Source organism: Streptomyces liliiviolaceus (assembly GCF_018070025.1).
GTDB lineage: Bacteria > Actinomycetota > Actinomycetes > Streptomycetales > Streptomycetaceae > Streptomyces > Streptomyces liliiviolaceus.
Genome location: NZ_JAGPYQ010000002.1, coordinates 1,553,424 through 1,569,250 on the forward strand (window position 1 = coordinate 1,553,424; position 15,827 = coordinate 1,569,250).

Consider the following 15,827-nt stretch of genomic DNA (forward strand, 5'->3'; position numbering starts at 1 on the left):
CCAGAGGTACGCCCAGCCGGTAAAGCGGTTCCTGCAACCGCAAGTCCGGACACAGTCGCCAGGACGGACGCATTCAAGCGCGGTCCGAGGCGGGGACGTACCCCCACCTTCTGGAGCTCCACATGCCCCACGCCCATCGCGTGCGATCCCGTAAGCCCGCCGTCGTGGCCGCGTCCCTGACGTGTGCCGTCGTCGGCGGTCTGCTCGTCTCGTCGAGCGCGAACGCCGCCGCTCCGGCGGTCGAACTGCCCCCGGCCAACGCGCCCTTCGACTACCAGATCGGCCAGGCCTACACCCCGGCCTCCGACGTCGAGGTCGTCTCCCGCGACCACACCGCCTCCCCGGCCGCGGGCCTGTACAACATCTGTTACATCAACGCCTTCCAGGCCCAGCCGGGAGCCGAGGACGAGTGGGGCGACCTGCTGCTGACGGACGCGGACGGAGAGGTCGTCTACGACCCGGACTGGGACGAGGCCTTCCTCGACATCCGCACCGCCGCCAAGCGCCAGCAGGTCGCCGCGAAGGTCAACACCTGGATCGACGCCTGCGCCGACAAGGGATTCGACGCCGTCGAGCCCGACAACCTCGACTCCTTCACCCGGACCGACCTGATCAGCAAGGCCAACGCCAAGGCGTTCGTCAGGCTGCTCGCGGACCACGCCCACGACAAGGGCCTGGCCATCGGACAGAAGAACACGCCCGAACTCTCCACCGAGCGCTCCGCGACCGGCCTGGACTTCGCCGTCGCCGAGGAGTGCGGCGAGTGGAAGGAGTGCGGCGACTACACCGAGGGCTTCAACGACGACGTCATCGTGATCGAGTACCAGCAGAAGTACTTCGACGAGACGTGCGCCCAGTGGGGCGGGCGTCTCAGCGTCGTCCTGCGTGATGTGCTGGTGACCGCCCCCGGCGGCAGCGGATACGTGCGCAAGGCCTGCTGAGACCCACTGAGGTCCGCTGAGCCGCTGACGTGACCGGAGGGGCCGGCTCCATCCGCGAGCCGGTCCCTCCCCCGTCCCCTGTCCGGTTCGGGCTACGCCCCGGCGCGGGCCAGCGTCTCCAGGGGGCCGACCAGGATCTCGGAGAAGGCGAGTTCGGCGGCTCCGACGAGCACCGCGTCGTCGCCGAGTTCCCCCACCCGCAGCCGCAGGTTCTCGCGGGAGGCCGTGAGGGCGATGCGGTTGATACGGCTGCGGATCTGGGCGGCCGAGCCGAGGAACACCTCGCGGAGCGTCCCGCCGAAGACGACCGTGCGCGGGTTGAGCACATTGACCAGGTTGGCGACACCGACGCCGAGCCAGTCGCCGATGTCGTGCAGGGCGGCACGGGCCGTGATGTCGCCCCGGTCCGCCGCTTCGACGACGGCGTGCACGGCTTCCCGGCCGGTGGCCGACGGGTCGCGCCGCGCGGCCTCCAGCAGGGCGCGCTCCCCCGCCTCGGCTTCGAGGCAGCCGTGCGCCCCGCAGCCGCAGAGCCTGCCGTTGCGCGGGTTGACGACCATGTGCCCGATCTCGCCGCCGTACCCCTGGTCGCCGGCCAGCAACTGGCCGCCGGTGACGACTCCGCCGCCGATGCCGATGTCGCCGTGCAGGTACACGAGGTCCTGGCAGCCGGCCCCGGCCCCGCGCAGATGCTCCGCGAGCGCGCCGAGGCTGGCCTCGTTGCCCACGGAGACCGGAAGCCCCAGGCCCAGCAGGCGCATGAGGTCCTCGCCGAACTCCTCGTCCTCCCAGCCGAGATGGGGGGCGGCGCGGACGAGACCGTCGGGCCGGCGCACCATCCCGCGGACGGCGGCGGCCACACCGACGCAGTAGGTGCCGGGCCCTGCCGCGTCCACCATGTCCAGCGCGGAGCCGGCGAGGACCTCGGCCACCTTCCCCGCGTCGCGCCGGCCGGGAAGCACGGGGGTCTCCCTGCGGTCGAGGAAGACCCCGCCCAGGCCGATGCGGGCGGCGGCCAGCCGGTCCACTCCCACGTCGAAGGCGAGAACGTACACGCGGTCGGACTCGGGCCGTACGACCAGGGACGGCCGGCCGGCCCTGCCGGTGTCCCGGGGCAGTTCCTCGCGGACCAGGCCGGCCGAGCCCAGCTCGCTCACCAGGCCCAGGATGGTGCTGCGGTTGAGCCCCATGCGCTCGGCCAGGACGGCACGCGACATGGACCCGCCGATGTGCACATGACGGAGCAGGGTGCCGAGGTTGTGCCGGCGGATCTCCTCCTGCGAGGGACCGGCTTTCATGGCACCCCAGACATCATCGTCGTACGGCCCGGCGACGGGACAGCGCATCCACGCCTGCGGCCACCAGCAGAACCGAACCCGTGACAGCGTACTTGACCCCTGAGCTGTACCCCATCAGGCCCATCCCGTTCTGGATGACCGCGACGACCATCCCGCCGAGCACGGCGTCGAGGACCCTGCCCCGCCCGCCGAACAGGCTCGTCCCGCCGATCACGGCGGCGCCGACCGCCAGCAGCAGCACGTTGCTGCCACCGGTGTTGGGGTCCACCGAGTTGCCCCGGGACGCGGCGATGATGCCGCCGACCGCGGCCAGGGAGGAGCAGATGACGAACGCGGAGATCCTGATGGCGGCCACGTTGATGCCGGCCCGGCGGGCCGCCTCGGCGTTGCCGCCCACCGCGTAGATGTGCAGGCCGAACGAGGTGCGCTGGAGCAGGAACGTACCGGCGACCAGCAGGACGGCGATGACCGGCACCACGATCGGCACACCCTTGAGCGAGTCGACGATGACGTTGCGGCTGCGCTCCTGGTTGAGCAGGTGGACCGAGACCGCGCCGAGCACCGCCAGGCCGCCGATCCTGACCGCGAGCAGGGCGGCCGGAGCGGGAGCGAGCCCGCGCCGCCGGCGGTTGCGGCTCTGCCGGAACTGGATCGCCGCGTACGCCCCCACACCGACGGCGAGCAGGACCCAACCCAGCGCCGGGGAGAGGTTGTTGTTGGCGACGGCCAGGATCGTCTCGTCGCGGATCGAGATGTTGGTGCCTTCCTTCAGCAGCATCAGCACGATGCCCTGGAACCCCAGGAAGGCGGCCAGAGTGACCACGAACGAGGGGATGCCGACCTTCGCCACCAGCAGGCCGAGCAGCAGGCCGATGACCGTGCCGGTGAGGATCGCCGCGCCGGCCGCGCCGTACCAGGGCCAGCCGTGGTCGGTGAGCAGGATGGCGAGGACGGCGGCGCAGACCCCGCTGGCGTATCCCGCGGACAGGTCGATCTCGCCGAGGAGGAGGACGAAGACGAGACCCATGGCGATGGCGATGCTGCCCGCGCCCTGGGTGAGCAGGTTGGCGAAGTTCAGCTCGGACAGGAAGACCGGGCGCAGGGCGGCGAAGAACACGCACAGGACGATCAGGCCGAGTACGGCGGGCAGGGCGCCCAACTCGCCGCCCCGTACCCGGTCGACGTAGTTCCGGGCGACCGAGCGCAGGCTCGCGGCCGAGGCCGCTTTGTTCTTCTTCGGCGTACCGGGACCGCGCGGCAGTTCCGGCTTCTCGGGGACGACTGCTGCGGTCATGCGGTGACTCCGTTGCTCTGGGCGAGGCCGAGGTCTCCGCTGCGGCCCGAGGTGATGAGTTCGACGACCTGGGAGTGCGTCACGTCCGACGTCCTCACCTGGGCGGCCATCCGGCCCAGGTAGAGCGCGGCGATCCGGTCGGACACCGCGAAGACGTCGTTCATGTTGTGCGAGATCAGGACCACGGCGAGACCGTTGTCGGCCAGCCGCCGGACCAGTTCGAGGACCTGTGCCGTCTGGGCGACACCGAGCGCGGCGGTCGGCTCGTCCAGGACGACGACCTTGCTGTTCCACAGCACGGCCTTGGCGATGGCCACGGTCTGCCGCTGGCCGCCGGAGAGGCTGGAGACCTGCTGGCGGATGGACTTGACGGTGCGGACCGACAGCCCTTCGAGGGTCTGCGCGGCCATCTCCTCCATCGTCGTGTCGTCCAGGACGAGCCCCCGGCGCTTCTCGCGGCCTAGGAACATGTTCTGCACGATGTCGAGGTTGTCGCAGAGGGCCAGGTCCTGGTACACGATCTCGACGCCCAGGGCAGCCGCCTCGCGCGGGCTGTGCACCTGGACCTGCTCGCCTTCGAACCAGTACTCGCCGCCGTCCATCGGATGGATCCCGCCGATGCACTTGACCAGGGTGGACTTGCCCGCGCCGTTGTCTCCGACAAGGGCGGTCACCTCTCCCGGACGGACGTCGAAGGACACGTCGTGCAGTACCTGCACGGCGCCGAAGCTCTTGTCGATCCCGCGCAGTCGAAGGATCGGGGTCGTGGGGGTCACTGTCATGGAAGACGGCTCCTTGGGGTCGTGAGGCCGCGGGCCCCGGGGAACTGGAAGTCCCGGGACCCGCGGTCGGGCCGGTCGGGCCGGTCGGGCCGGCCCGCTAGGACGGACCAGGGGTGGTGACGGTCCGGTCGGCCGCTCGGGGCTACTTGATGCCGGCCTGGGTGCACAGGGCGGCGTACTTGCCCTTGCACAGCTCCTCCTTGGTGACGAAGCCGTCGTCCACGACGTCCTGGATGTTCTCCTTGTAGATGGCCACCGGTGTCTCCAGCACGGACGGGACCTTGCGTTTACCCTCGGGGTCCTCGACGGTCGCGTTGGTGTCGCCCTTTTCGCCCTTGGCGAGAGAGATGGCGAGCCTGGCCGTGGCGTCGGCTTCCTTCTTGACGGCCTTGTACACGGTCATGCACTGGTCGCCCGTGAGGATGTTCTGCAGGCCCTGCACGCCGGCGTCCTGGCCGGTGACCGGCACATCACCGTTGCGGTTCTGCTTGCGCAGGACGGCGATGGCCGCATTGCCGAGCGTGTCGTTGGCGGCGAGCACGCCGCCGATCCTGGGCTGGCTGGTGAGCATCTGCTCGAAGATGGTGTTGGCCTGGGCGCTGTCCCAGTCCGGGACGGACTGGTCCGGGCCCTTCACGTACTCGCCCGACTTGTACTTCGGATCGAGAACGCCGTTGTAGCCCTCGGCGAAGAGCGTGGCGTTGTTGTCGGTCGGTGAGCCGTTGAGGGTGGCGATGATGGGTTTCTTGGCCTTCATGTCCGTCAGGCACTTGCTGAGGCCCTCGCCCTGCAGCTTGCCGACCGCGACGTTGTCGAAGCTCACGTAGTACTGGGCGGAGCCGCCGAGGGTGAGCCGGTCGTAGTCGATCGTGGCGACGCCCTGCGCCTTGGCCTTGTCCAGAACCGCCTTGCCCGTGCCGCTGTCCAGGTTCACGATCACCAGGACGTTCACACCGCTGGTGATCATCTGGTCAGCGATGGTCTGGAACTCCTGTTTGTCGTTCTGCGCGTTCTGGATGTCGTACTCGACGCCCGCCGCCTTGAACGCCTCGGAGAGGTACTTGCGGTCCGCTGTCTCCCAGCGGGGCGAGGACTTGCTGTCCGGAAGGATCACACCGATCTTCGGCTTGGAGCCGGAACCGGAGTCACCGTCGTCCGACGAGGAGTCGCCGCAGGCAGTGAGCGAGCTGGCCAGCGCCACCGAGGCGGCGGTGAGGAGGAGGAATCCCTTGCGCATGGGCAGGGTCCTTTCTGGTGTCACGACCGGACGACCGCACGACCGGGCGTACGAGGGCGGGGAGGAGGAAACCGAGGAGCGCGCTCTCGGAGGAATTGCCGGGTGTCGGGTGATCCGCCCGGACTGAATGTTGTGAGCGGGAACTTACGACGCTCCGGACTCCGTGCCCAGAGCGCGGGAAGCGCTATTTGTCATCCGCCATAACAATTAGGTGACGCTGCCTCAACGCGGCGAACTGAAGGTGTCCGGGTGGGCGTTGGTCTTGACGTGGTGGTGGATGTCGCACATCGCCGCGCACTTCACGTCGTGGTTCACCGGCACGGCACGGGGCCGGAAGGGCCACCCGGGCACGGCAGTCGGCCGAGGAGCACGACACGCTTCGGCCGACGCCCGATGAATGGATGATTCCGCTGTTCGGCGAGCGAACCGGAGACGAACGGCAAGCGGGAGGTCCTGGAAGGACGGCTCCTGTCGCTCGGCCTGACCGATGGCGGTCGCGGGGCGCGTCAGCCGCAAAGCTGAACAGCGCTCGCTTCGCGGCGCCGCTGCAACTGTGGTCAACTGCGGTCGCTGGGCGAGCCATTGCTCATCAGTCGCACGCCTGGGCAGGCTATCGACGCGGCAACGCTGTTCGACCTGGTCAAACTCGCCTTCGGCGCCGTGGCCGGCGCGGGAGCCCTGGTCGCCCTGGTGGTGGCCTACCGACGTCAGCGCGTCGACGAGGACGGCGCCCTGCGCGACGCCACGCGCCTGCACACCGAACGCTTCACCACCGCCGTCTCCCAGCTCGGCGACGCATCCGCAGCCGTACGCCTCGGCGGTGTTCACGCACTGACCGGCCTCGCCGACGATGCACCCACCCGGGGACTACGCCAGACGTGCATCGACGTCCTGTGCGCCTACCTCCGACTCCCCCTCGGCCGTCAAGAGCCCCGGCAGGGCCACAACTTCGACTTCACCGGCGTCACGTTCAACGGCGGGGGCCTCGGCGGGGCGGTGTTCTCCAGCGGCGCGGTCCACTTCCACAGGGCGGTGCGCACCGGCACCGCGATCAACTTCGGAAAGACACACCTTCGGCAAGCCGCCCGGCCAGGCCACCGCTCCCTCCTGCGATGGCACGGACGAGGCTTGCGTGCGGTTCCCGTCGTGGCTGAGTCGGCCGGGGGTGCTCGTCCATGGCGTGCACCCCCGGTCCACGTCAGTTGTGGGAGACCGTCAGGCCGTAGAAGGCGACACGGGCCCCCTTCGTCGTGCTTTCCGAGGAGGACTGGTTGTACGAACCGGCCTTGAAGTACTGCTTGTACGGGTCGAACGAGGTCGGGATCGTGTAGTGCGTGGTGCTGCCGTTGACGGTGAGGTCGATGGTGCGGCCGCCGGAGACGGCTATGGAGTACGTCCAGGTCTTGCCGAGCGAGACGTGGCCGACGGTGTGCGGGGTCTGGCCGCCGGCGGGTGAGTTCTCGATGCCGGCCACGATGTCGCCGTTGGCGCGGTAGTACAGCTCGATGAGCGGCTTCGTGGAGGACCCTCCGGAGCCGAGGTGGATCTGGCCCACGCACACGTTGGAGGTCACCGACACCACGCGCAGGGTCGCGTTCATGCGGTGGTTGCCGCTGAGCGACCAGTCGGCGGCGCTGCCGTTGCGGTTCATCTCCCGCAGTTCGGAGCGTGCGTACTTGGAGTTGGGCGTGGTGACGCCCTTCTCGGGGGCCCAGAAGGTCATCGCCCCGTCCCGGGTGTCGGTGTAGAAGTACGAGTCCTGGAAGCCGTTCGCACCCTGGAGCCGGGACGAGGAGATGGTGGTCGGTGAGCCGGGAGAGCCGACGGGCTCCTGCAACTGCCATACGGAGAGGTCGAAGTTGCCACCCGGGGCCTTGTTCGGGTCGGCCGCGGCGGCACTGCCGGTGCTCAGGACTGCGATCGTACCGACGAGGCCCGCGACGGTGGCGGTGGCCAGGGCTTTGAAGCGCATCATGTGTGGTCCTTCGGCGACGAGGAACGGTGGGGGGTCAGCCGGTGTACTGGGCGAAGACACGGGTGTAGTCCCAGGCGGCCTGAGCGACGCCGGAGCAACTCTCCGAGTCGCCGCCGGTGCAGGGCCGGTCGCGGTTCGCGGACCAGAAGGTGAGCCGGGCCAGGTGGTGCTGCTGGGCGTAGCCGAGGATGGTGCGGAAGTCGGCGACGGTGACCTTCTCGTTCTGGTCGGTGACGCCGTTCATGGAGGAGATGCCCATGGTCCGGTAGGCCTGGTCGTCGCTGTAGCCGTACGCCTGCTTCAGCGCGGTCTTCAGACCCTCGGCGGCGCGCAGGGTCAGGGTGCCCATGTTCTGGCTTCCGCCGTCGAAGTCGAAGGGCATGATGGTCCAGCTGTCGGTCGACAGGCCCGACGCGGCAGCGCGTTTGATCAGGCTGGTGTCGGGGCCGCTCTGCCCGGTGCCGATGGTGATGTGGACCTTCAGGCCCGGGTTGCGTGACTTGACGGTCTTCAGGGCGTCGACGGTGCGCTGCTGCACGGTGGGGCTGTCGTACGCGGCGGCCTCGATGTCGATGTCGATGACCTTGAGCGTGTAGGCGTCGATGACCTTCTGGTAGGCGGCGGCGAGTTCGCTCGCGCTGGAGCAGGAGCTCTCCAGCTTGTTGCCGCTGTATCCGCCGAACGACGGGATGGCGTCGCCGCCGCCGTTGCGGATCGTGGTGATGGTGCGCTGGTCGACGCCGCCGGTGAGCGGACGGCTGCCGTCCCACTGCGGGTTGCAGTAGCCATTGCTGAGGATGAAGGCGAGGGTGAACGACTTCACGCCGGTGGCCTGGGTGATCGTCGTCGGGCTGGGCGGGTTGCCCCAGCCGTTGTAGAGGTACGGGGCGACGGCGGGCGAGGGGGCCGCCGGGGCGACGGCGGGCGAGGGGGCCGCCGGGGCGGCGTCGGCGTGCGGGGCGGCGAGGAGACCTGCCGCCAGGGGCAGGGCCGCCAGGGCGAGTCCGCCGCGCAGGGCGTGGGAACGAGTACGGGTTCGCACGGTCATGGGGGTGATCGCAGCCTTTCGTCATGAACAGACGGTGGGGGGAGGCTCGTTCATGTCGGTGAACGATAAGTTCACCTGTGAACATGCGGTGCGAGGGAGAACTTAAAGGTCTGAACCAAGGGCGTCAAGAGGTACGGAGCGGGCCGGCAATGGCCCACAGCCAGTGCCCCGTAGTTCCTGTTCCGTCACGCCGGGCAGCCGCCTCAAGGGCCGTACGGTCCACAGCAGTTCGGGCACACAGCGGGTGCCTCCGCGGCCGCCCCTCAAGCAGATCGGCCGGTTCGATCGGGCGCCGGCCGCCCGCCGCGAAGCCGTATCATCCCGATCACCCCGATCACCCCGATCACCCCGATCACCCCGACAAGCGTTCCAGCCGCAATGCCGGGCCCCGCCCACCACCAGCCGGTCGTCGGCTGGTGGCGAACGCCGCCGCCGAAAACCCGTCCACCATCAGGCGTGGCCTGGGCCGCGGCAGGCCGCAGCCCGACCGGAGGCGGCGACGGCGTTGCGCATGAGCGGGCGGACGGGCCGACCGAACCGGGCAGCCATCGCGGCGATGAGGCACGGCCCAACCCATGGTGACCGCGGTTCGGTCGTTGCAGGTGATGGTTCAGTTCCCGGAGCCGACGATGGCCGTGACCCGGATCTCCACACGCATGGCGGCAAGGCCGAGGACCGTGACGCCGGTCTCCGTCCAGATCGGCGCGCGGCCGTCGAGACGACGACGGAACTGCTCGGCCATGACCAAGTTGTGGTCGTCACCGATGATGTCTTCTCCCGGCGCGACCTTGTGGTACGAGTTGACGTGGATGACGTCCTTCCATGTCGCGCCGACCGTGGCGAGCGTGCGCTCCACGTTGTCGAAGGCCTGGATGATCTCATCCTCCAGCGAGTCGGGGATGACCAGGTCGTCATCCACTCCGGCCTGACCGGAGATCTCGACCCGGTCGTCGACGCGGACGGCCCCGCTGTAGCCGAGGGCGTCGTGCAGCTTCTCGCCGTAGCCCGGAACCACGCCGAAAGTGACAGTGCTCATGATGCTTCCTCTTCCTGTTCGTAGGGGCGCGTTTCCCCATCCATGAGTTCACGCGTAAAGTGAACTTAACACGGAATGACTTCAAGCGTAAAGCGATGGCGGGCTTCGCCGGAGAGCAGGGAGATTCGTGACCAGCACGGGAGGGTCCATGAGCGGCGCGGGCGAGCACGAGGACGACGAGGAGCTGCGATGGCTCGACGAGCAGGAGAAGGCGGCGTGGACGGGGATGATCTCCCTCATCCTGCTGCTGCCCGGCAAGCTGGAGTCGCCGCTGCGGCAGGAGCACGGCCTCACCCTGTTCGAGTACCTCGTGCTCAGCCACCTCTCCGAGGCCCCGCAGCGCAAACTGCGGATGGGAGAGCTCGCCTTCCTCGCCAGCGGGTCGCTCTCCCGCCTGTCCAACGTCACCAAACGCTGCGAACAGCGCGGCTGGGTCGTACGGACACCCGACCCGGCCGACGGGCGTTACACCCTCGCCGAGCTCACCGACGCCGGCTTCGACATCGTGCGTCTAGCAGCGCCCACACACCTGCGGGCCGTACGCCGCATGGTCCTCGACTCGCTCAACAGCACCGACCAGAAGGCGCTCGCCCGCATCGCGCAGAAGCTCCGCATCGTCCCCGACGACTTCGGCTAACAGCGGTCCCGTACGACGGTCCGGGACGAGCAGGCGCCGCGGTCGGCGAAGGACTGCTCGCCCTCGGACTCCTGGTCACAGGCGGTCCACGGCGGTGAGGACGGGCCGTACTCCGTCCTCACCGCCGAGCCGGTCCGCCAGTTTCCTCGCTCGCGCCGTGTGGGCGGGGTCGGTCACGGCTCGTGCCACGGCGGCGCCGAGAGCGTCCGCGGTGAGCCCGCGCAGCGGAACCGCCGCCGGGGCCACGCCGAGCGAGACGAGCCGCGCGGCCCAGAACGCCTCGTCGAACTGGATCGGCACCGGCACGGCCGGCACGCCGGCGCGCAGCGTCGCCCCGGTCGTTCCCGCACCGGCGTGATGGACCACCGCGGCCATCCGCGGGAAGAGCGCCGCGTGCGGGACCTCGTCGACGGTGAACATGTCGTCGCCGGTGACGGACAGCCCGGCCCAGCCCCGCTGCACGACACCCCGGACCCCGGCCGCGCGCAGGGCCCGTACGACCTCCTCGCCCAGCCGCTGCGCGTCCGGCACGGTGGCACTCCCCAGCCCGAAGAAGACCGGAGGGGGCCCTTCGTCGAGGAAGTTCCGCAGCTCGTCGGGGAGTTGACGGTCCTGGTCGTACGGCCACCAGTAACCGGCGACGCCGAGGCCGGGTCGCCAGTCGCGCGGTCTGGGTACCACCAGCGGGCTGAATCCGTGGTGCACCTGCCAGTCGCGCCGCTCACGGGCCCGGCGGGCGGCACGCGAGCCGAGCGGCGGCAGACCGAGCCGGGTCCGCAACGCCCGTGTCGCGTCGGCGAAGATCTGGTCCACGGCCACGTCGACGGCACGCCCCGCGAGCCGATTGCCCACCGACCCCAGGGACCGTGTGCCGGTCACCGGTGGCGCGAACTCCCTTTTCGGTGACAGGGGTTGCAGGTAGACGCCCATGCTCGGCAGGCCGTGCCCCTCGACGACGGCGTGACCGAGGGGTCCCAGCGAACTGGACAGCAGCAGTACGTCGGCCGATCCGGCGGCGGCCACCAGGTCGTCCGTCATCCGCTCCACGAGCGAGCGTGTCATCCCGACCATCCGGGCCAGTCTGCCGATCCCGGTGGAATTGCGGTGCAGCCCGCGCCCGAGTCCCGTGTAGGGCGCGGCATCACCCCGCGAACCCGCCGTCATGATCGCTACTCGCACGCGGGACAGTATGACGCCGAAGACGGACGGTCGAGCTGTCTCGGAAGCGTGGGGGGCCCCCGCGGGCGCCCCACGCTCGATCAGCTCGTCAGGGCGCCCAAGGCCCGAGCATGTCCTTCATCGTGTCCGTCAACGCGATCTGCAGCAGCGGGCCGTAGGTGATCCGGCCGACGCCCAGACGGCGGAAGCGCTCAAGGTCGTGCTTGACGGGATGGGCCGTGGAGTTCACGGGAATGGCGACGGCACCGGTCACCGCGGTGAGCAGCTCGTCGTTGTCCTGGATGCCCACCGGGTAGACGCTGTCGGCGCCGGCCTGCTCCAGGGCCCGCAGGCGCTCGATCGCCTCGTCGAGGACACCGGCGGCGTCCTTCGCATGAATGAAGAGATCGGTGCGCCCGTTGACCCATACCGGCACGCCCGCGTCGTCGGCCGCCGCGCGCAGGCCGGCGACGTAACTCGCGTGCTCCTGCGTGCTGCGCACGCGTCCGCCGTCCGAGTGGACGGTGTCCTCGACGTTGAGACCGACGCCGCCGACCTCGATGAGTCCGGCGACGAGATCCGCGGGCTTCTGTCCGTACCCGGCCTCCAGGTCCACGGACACGGGGACGTCGACCGCGGCGATGATGGGCCTGACGGCGGCCAGTACTTCCTCGAAGGTCTGCCCCTCGTGGTCCTCGGCCCCCCGGGAGTCGGCAAGCGGGTGGCTGCCGATCGTCAGCGCGGGGAACCCGGCGGCGACCGCCGTGCGCGCCGACCAGGCGTCCCAGACGGTCGGCAGCACGAGCGGCTGGTGATCGGCATGAAGCTGCTTGAGGCGCTGAGCACGCTCTACTTTGGTACGAAAGTCCATGTCGAGAACCTACCTCCGGATCGCCACCGACCACGAGCGGGCGGGCAGGTTCACGCCGGGGGCGCCGGCGGGCGCGGAGCAGGATGGGACCACAGGGAGCGGGTCCCGAGGCCGGCCACGTCCAGGGCCAGTTCCGCGTACATCGCGTTGGCCCAGGAGAACCAGTGCCGGGTGAACCGGCCCGGATCGTCCTTGTGGAAGGACTCGTGCATGGCACCGGTGCCCGCGTCGGTGTCCGCCAGCGTGCGCAGCGCCGCGAGCCGCGCCGCGTCGTCGTCGCCGGTCAGCCCTTCCACCGCGATGGCGATCGGCCAGATGTGGTCCTCGGGGGTGTGCGGGCTGCCCACTCCTTGGGCCGCGGCCCCCCGGTACCAGGTCGGGTTGGCCGGGGACAGGACGAACTCGCGCGTCGCGCGGTACAGCGGGTCGGCGGTCGACACGTTCGCGACCAGGGGCAGGGAGAGGAGGCTCGGCATGTTCGCGTCGTCCATCAGCAGGGCGTTGCCGAGGCCGTCCACTTCGTAGGCGTAGATCGTGCCGTGGTCGGGGTGGTCGACGGTTCCGTGGCGGGCGACCCCTGCGCGCAGTTCGGCCGCGAGGGCGGTGGCATCGGCAGCCAGTGCCGTGTCCCCGACCTGGTGTGCCATCTCGGCCGTCGCGTCGAGGGCGGCTGCCGCGCAGAGGTTGGCGGGCACGTTGTACCCGTACGTACAGGCGTCGTCGCTCGGCCGGAATCCGCTCCAGGTCATTCCGATCCGGGCCACGGGTGTTCCCCGGCCGTCGCCGGGCAGGGTGTCGCTCGCCGGGCCGGAGGACCGAACGAAGCGGTACGAGGACAGGTGCTCGTGGTCCTGCTCGGTGCGCCACACGGTGAGCACGGCGTGGGCGGTGCGCACCGCCCCGTCGAGGTGGTCGGTGCGGCCGGTGGCCCGCCAGAAGCGGTGGGCGAGCAGGAGCGGGAAGGCCAGGGAGTCGACTTCGTACTTCTCCTCCCACACCCAGGGGTCCTCGCACAGGTCGTCACCGTCGTGGGCGCGTCCCGACGGTTCGGGGTTGAAGGCGTTCGCGTACGGGTCGCGCCGGATCTGGTCGAACTGGCGCGCCAGTACGGCGGCCACCAGATCCTGCAGGCCCTTGTCGTCCTGGAGGAGCGCGAGGTAGGGCATCAGCTGGGTCGACGAATCGCGCAGCCACATGGCGGGGATGTCGCCGGTGACCACGAACGCGCTGCCGTCGGGCATGGGCCGGATGGTGCGCGCGAGGGTGTCGTCGAGGCAGCGCACCAGCAGCTGTCCGTAGCGCGGGTCACCGAGGGCGTCGAGGTGCCGCACCGCGCGCCGAACCAGCGGATGGTCCTCGACACTCGTGGGGAACTGCATGGTCGGCCCTTCTTCTCATGTGCCTTGTCGCGTGACTCAGGTGTCATGTCACGTGACGCGTTGCGCGACTTGCTTACATGGCTTGCCTACGCGACATGCTCACGTGGCTTGATCACGTGACGCGTTGCGCGACTTGCTCACGTGTCGGTCCGCGGTGTGCCGACAGGGCGGCCGTCGGCGTGGACGCCGTGGCGGACGACGCGCGTGGGGATCGTGACGCGGCGGGAAGGGGGCTGCTCCGCGTCCTTGTGGCCCAGGCGGTCGATGAGCAGGCGTGCGGCTTCCCGGCCGATCTCGTCGGCGTCGTAGGAGACGAGGGTCAGCGGCAGGCCGAGGATGTCGGACAGGTCGAAGTCGTCGAAGCCCGCCAGGGGCAGGGTGACTCCCGACTTGTGCAGGGCCCGGATGGCGCCCTGGCTGATGCGGTTGTTGGTGCAGAACAACGCGGTGGGGGCGTCGGGCCGTCCCAGCAGTTCGAGGGTCGCCGCCTCGGCTGTCGCGGCGTCGACGAGGCCCTGCCGGATGAGGGCGCCGTCGGGCTCGACGCCTGCCTCGTCGTGTGCCGCCCAGAACCCGCGCAGCCGTTCGGCCCCGGTGTAGAGCGAGGGCGGATTGCCCAGGAAGGCGATGCGGGTGTGCCCCTCGGCCAACAGACAGGCGGTGGCCTCGCGGGCCCCGTGGAAGTCCTCGACCAGTACGCAGTCGGTGTCGAGCCCGGCGGGCGGCCGGGCGGCGAGCACGACGGGTACATGGCGCATGGCGGCGGCCAGGTGCTGCTGCCTGCTGCCCGCGGGGACGACGATGAGCCCTTCGACCTGGTGGTCGACGAGGCCGTCGACGAGGCCGGGCTCCCGGTCGGCCTGCTCGGCGGAGTTGCTGAGCACCATCCGGAAGCCGTACTCGGTGGCGACTTCCTGGACGCCGAGCGCGAGACGCGAGTAGAAGGGGTTGGCGAGGTTGGTGACGACGAGGCCGATCATCCCGCTGCCGCCGAGCCGCAGGCTGCGCGCGGTCTCGTTGCGGCGGTAGCCCAGCCGGTCCACCGCGGCGAAGACACGTTCCCTGGTCGCCTCGGACACACCGGGGTCGTTCTTCAGTACGCGGGAGACGGTCATGGCGCTGACCTCCGCGAGCTTCCCGACGTCGTGCATGGTCGGCCCGCCGCCTCGACGAGCGGTCATGCCCGTCCCCCCTTCTCCGTCGGCCTGCGGCGGCGACCTCGCCCCTGACCGGTCCTCATGAAGTGCCCGCCGTGCTCCGGACCCAGTGCGCGGCCCCGATCAGCGGTGCCGCCGCGGGCTGCCGGGCCGGCAGGACGCGTACGGGCGCTCTGTCGGCCTGAGCCAGTCCCCGGGCGAACGCCGGATGGATCAGATCCCACGACTGCGCCATGGAACCGCCGACGACGACCGCGGTGGCCCCGAAGCGGTCGATCCACGGGGCCAGGGCCCTGCCGAGGGCGTCGAAAGCGTAGCGGAACGCCTCCACGGCCGCGGTGTCGCCCTGCTCGGCCGCTGCGGCGATCTCGTGGACGTCCGGCAGGGCGAACTCCTCGCGCGGGTCAGGCTCCCGGTGCGGAGCCGCGAGCCGGGCGTGGTGGAGGCGGATGGCACGGCGCGAGACCGTGTCCTCCAGCGGACGGCCGTCGATGTCCAGCCGGTGCACATGACCGGCGGGCGGCACGTCGGGGCCGTCGTGAACGGGCCGCCCGTCACGCAGGAAGGAGGAGCCGATGCCCGTGCCCAGCGTCAGGCACACCACGCGGTCGTGTCCTTCGGCCGCCCCGGCCCGGTGCTCGCCGAGGGCGAAGGCGTCGGCGTCGTTGAGGAAGCACAGCCGCTCGGCCCGGTCGAGGAGGCGCCCGCGCAGTCCGGCGCCCACGTCCACGCCGGACAGGGACTCGAACTTGCCGATGCCCGTGAAACGGCCGATCCCGGTGTCGTAGTCGAAGGGTCCGGGCATCGCCACACCCCACAAGGGGCCATGTCCGAACGGCAGTTGCAGCGCGGTCAGGGCGATGTCGTCGAGGATGCCGTCGGCGTCGGCGTGCGAACCGAGCGGTCTGCGGATCACCGAGGACGGGACCGGGTGGCCGGTCGTGGGGTCGACGAGCGCGGCGGTGACGTGCGTACCGCCGACGTCGAGGACGGGGACCGGCACGACCGGTCCTC

14 protein-coding genes and 2 pseudogenes are annotated in these 15,827 nt (G+C 70.2%); 4 read left to right on the top strand and 12 right to left on the bottom strand.

Annotation, left to right across the window (positions count from 1 at the left end; genetic code table 11):
* The first annotated feature begins 122 nt into the window (after positions 1 to 122).
* Positions 123 to 941: an endo alpha-1,4 polygalactosaminidase gene (locus J8N05_RS42280; protein WP_210892703.1), complete on the top strand. Its 819-nt coding sequence runs from the start codon at positions 123 to 125 to the stop codon at positions 939 to 941.
* 92 nt (positions 942 to 1,033) lie between these two features.
* Here J8N05_RS42280 and J8N05_RS42285 read toward each other — a convergent pair whose 3' ends face one another.
* The 4 genes from J8N05_RS42285 to J8N05_RS42300 form a co-directional block, all read right to left on the bottom strand.
* Complete coding sequence (locus J8N05_RS42285) at positions 1,034 to 2,239, bottom strand: ROK family protein (protein WP_210892705.1); 1,206 nt, start codon at positions 2,237 to 2,239, stop codon at positions 1,034 to 1,036.
* Positions 2,240 to 2,252: 13 nt separating this feature from the next.
* Complete coding sequence (locus J8N05_RS42290) at positions 2,253 to 3,533, bottom strand: sugar ABC transporter permease (protein ID WP_210892707.1); 1,281 nt, start codon at positions 3,531 to 3,533, stop codon at positions 2,253 to 2,255.
* Positions 3,530 to 4,315 carry an ATP-binding cassette domain-containing protein gene (locus J8N05_RS42295; RefSeq protein ID WP_210892709.1) on the bottom strand — a complete coding sequence of 262 codons (786 nt, stop codon included), beginning with the start codon at positions 4,313 to 4,315 and terminating at the stop codon, positions 3,530 to 3,532. The genes J8N05_RS42290 and J8N05_RS42295 overlap by 4 nt, the downstream gene beginning before the upstream one ends.
* Before the next feature lie 142 nt (positions 4,316 to 4,457).
* Complete coding sequence (locus J8N05_RS42300) at positions 4,458 to 5,552, bottom strand: sugar ABC transporter substrate-binding protein (RefSeq protein ID WP_210892710.1); 1,095 nt, start codon at positions 5,550 to 5,552, stop codon at positions 4,458 to 4,460.
* 326 nt (positions 5,553 to 5,878) lie between these two features.
* On the opposite strand from J8N05_RS42300, the pseudogene J8N05_RS47720 reads away from it, so the two are divergent.
* Both J8N05_RS47720 and J8N05_RS48245 read left to right on the top strand, forming a co-directional pair.
* Positions 5,879 to 6,035, top strand: a pseudogene (locus tag J8N05_RS47720) (AAA family ATPase); the annotation flags it as partial.
* 129 nt (positions 6,036 to 6,164) lie between these two features.
* Positions 6,165 to 6,611 (top strand): annotated as a pseudogene (locus tag J8N05_RS48245) (pentapeptide repeat-containing protein); the annotation flags it as partial.
* Between the two features lie 139 nt (positions 6,612 to 6,750).
* Here J8N05_RS48245 and J8N05_RS42310 read toward each other — a convergent pair.
* The 3 genes from J8N05_RS42310 to J8N05_RS42320 form a co-directional block, all read right to left on the bottom strand.
* Complete coding sequence (locus J8N05_RS42310; RefSeq protein WP_407700006.1) at positions 6,751 to 7,527, bottom strand: polysaccharide lyase family 7 protein; 777 nt, start codon at positions 7,525 to 7,527, stop codon at positions 6,751 to 6,753.
* 34 nt (positions 7,528 to 7,561) lie between these two features.
* The gene (locus tag J8N05_RS42315) at positions 7,562 to 8,575 is read right to left on the bottom strand and encodes a chitinase (RefSeq protein ID WP_210892715.1); all 1,014 of its coding nucleotides are present in this window, start codon (positions 8,573 to 8,575) and stop codon (positions 7,562 to 7,564) included.
* A 610-nt stretch (positions 8,576 to 9,185) separates the two neighbouring features.
* Entirely contained in the window at positions 9,186 to 9,611 is a 426-nt protein-coding gene (locus J8N05_RS42320) for a Rid family hydrolase (protein ID WP_210892717.1), read from the bottom strand.
* 148 nt (positions 9,612 to 9,759) lie between these two features.
* Between J8N05_RS42320 and J8N05_RS42325 the strand changes: the two genes are divergently transcribed.
* On the top strand, positions 9,760 to 10,248 hold the full coding sequence (locus J8N05_RS42325) for a MarR family winged helix-turn-helix transcriptional regulator (protein ID WP_210894248.1): 489 nt from the start codon (positions 9,760 to 9,762) through the stop codon (positions 10,246 to 10,248).
* Between the two features lie 75 nt (positions 10,249 to 10,323).
* Here J8N05_RS42325 and J8N05_RS42330 read toward each other — a convergent pair whose 3' ends face one another.
* The 5 genes from J8N05_RS42330 to J8N05_RS42350 form a co-directional block, all read right to left on the bottom strand.
* A complete protein-coding gene (locus tag J8N05_RS42330; RefSeq protein WP_210894250.1) occupies positions 10,324 to 11,412 on the bottom strand; it encodes a glycosyltransferase in 1,089 nt (362 codons plus the stop codon).
* 103 nt (positions 11,413 to 11,515) lie between these two features.
* On the bottom strand, positions 11,516 to 12,277 hold the full coding sequence (locus J8N05_RS42335; protein ID WP_210892719.1) for an isocitrate lyase/PEP mutase family protein: 762 nt from the start codon (positions 12,275 to 12,277) through the stop codon (positions 11,516 to 11,518).
* Between the two features lie 50 nt (positions 12,278 to 12,327).
* Positions 12,328 to 13,656, bottom strand: coding sequence for a glycoside hydrolase family 125 protein (locus J8N05_RS42340; RefSeq protein ID WP_210892721.1), 1,329 nt, complete (start codon positions 13,654 to 13,656; stop codon positions 12,328 to 12,330).
* A 137-nt stretch (positions 13,657 to 13,793) separates the two neighbouring features.
* Entirely contained in the window at positions 13,794 to 14,837 is a 1,044-nt protein-coding gene (locus J8N05_RS42345; RefSeq protein WP_210892724.1) for a LacI family DNA-binding transcriptional regulator, read from the bottom strand.
* 55 nt (positions 14,838 to 14,892) lie between these two features.
* Positions 14,893 to 15,816, bottom strand: coding sequence for an ROK family protein (locus J8N05_RS42350; RefSeq protein ID WP_210892726.1), 924 nt, complete (start codon positions 15,814 to 15,816; stop codon positions 14,893 to 14,895).
* Between the last annotated feature and the right edge of the window lie 11 nt (positions 15,817 to 15,827).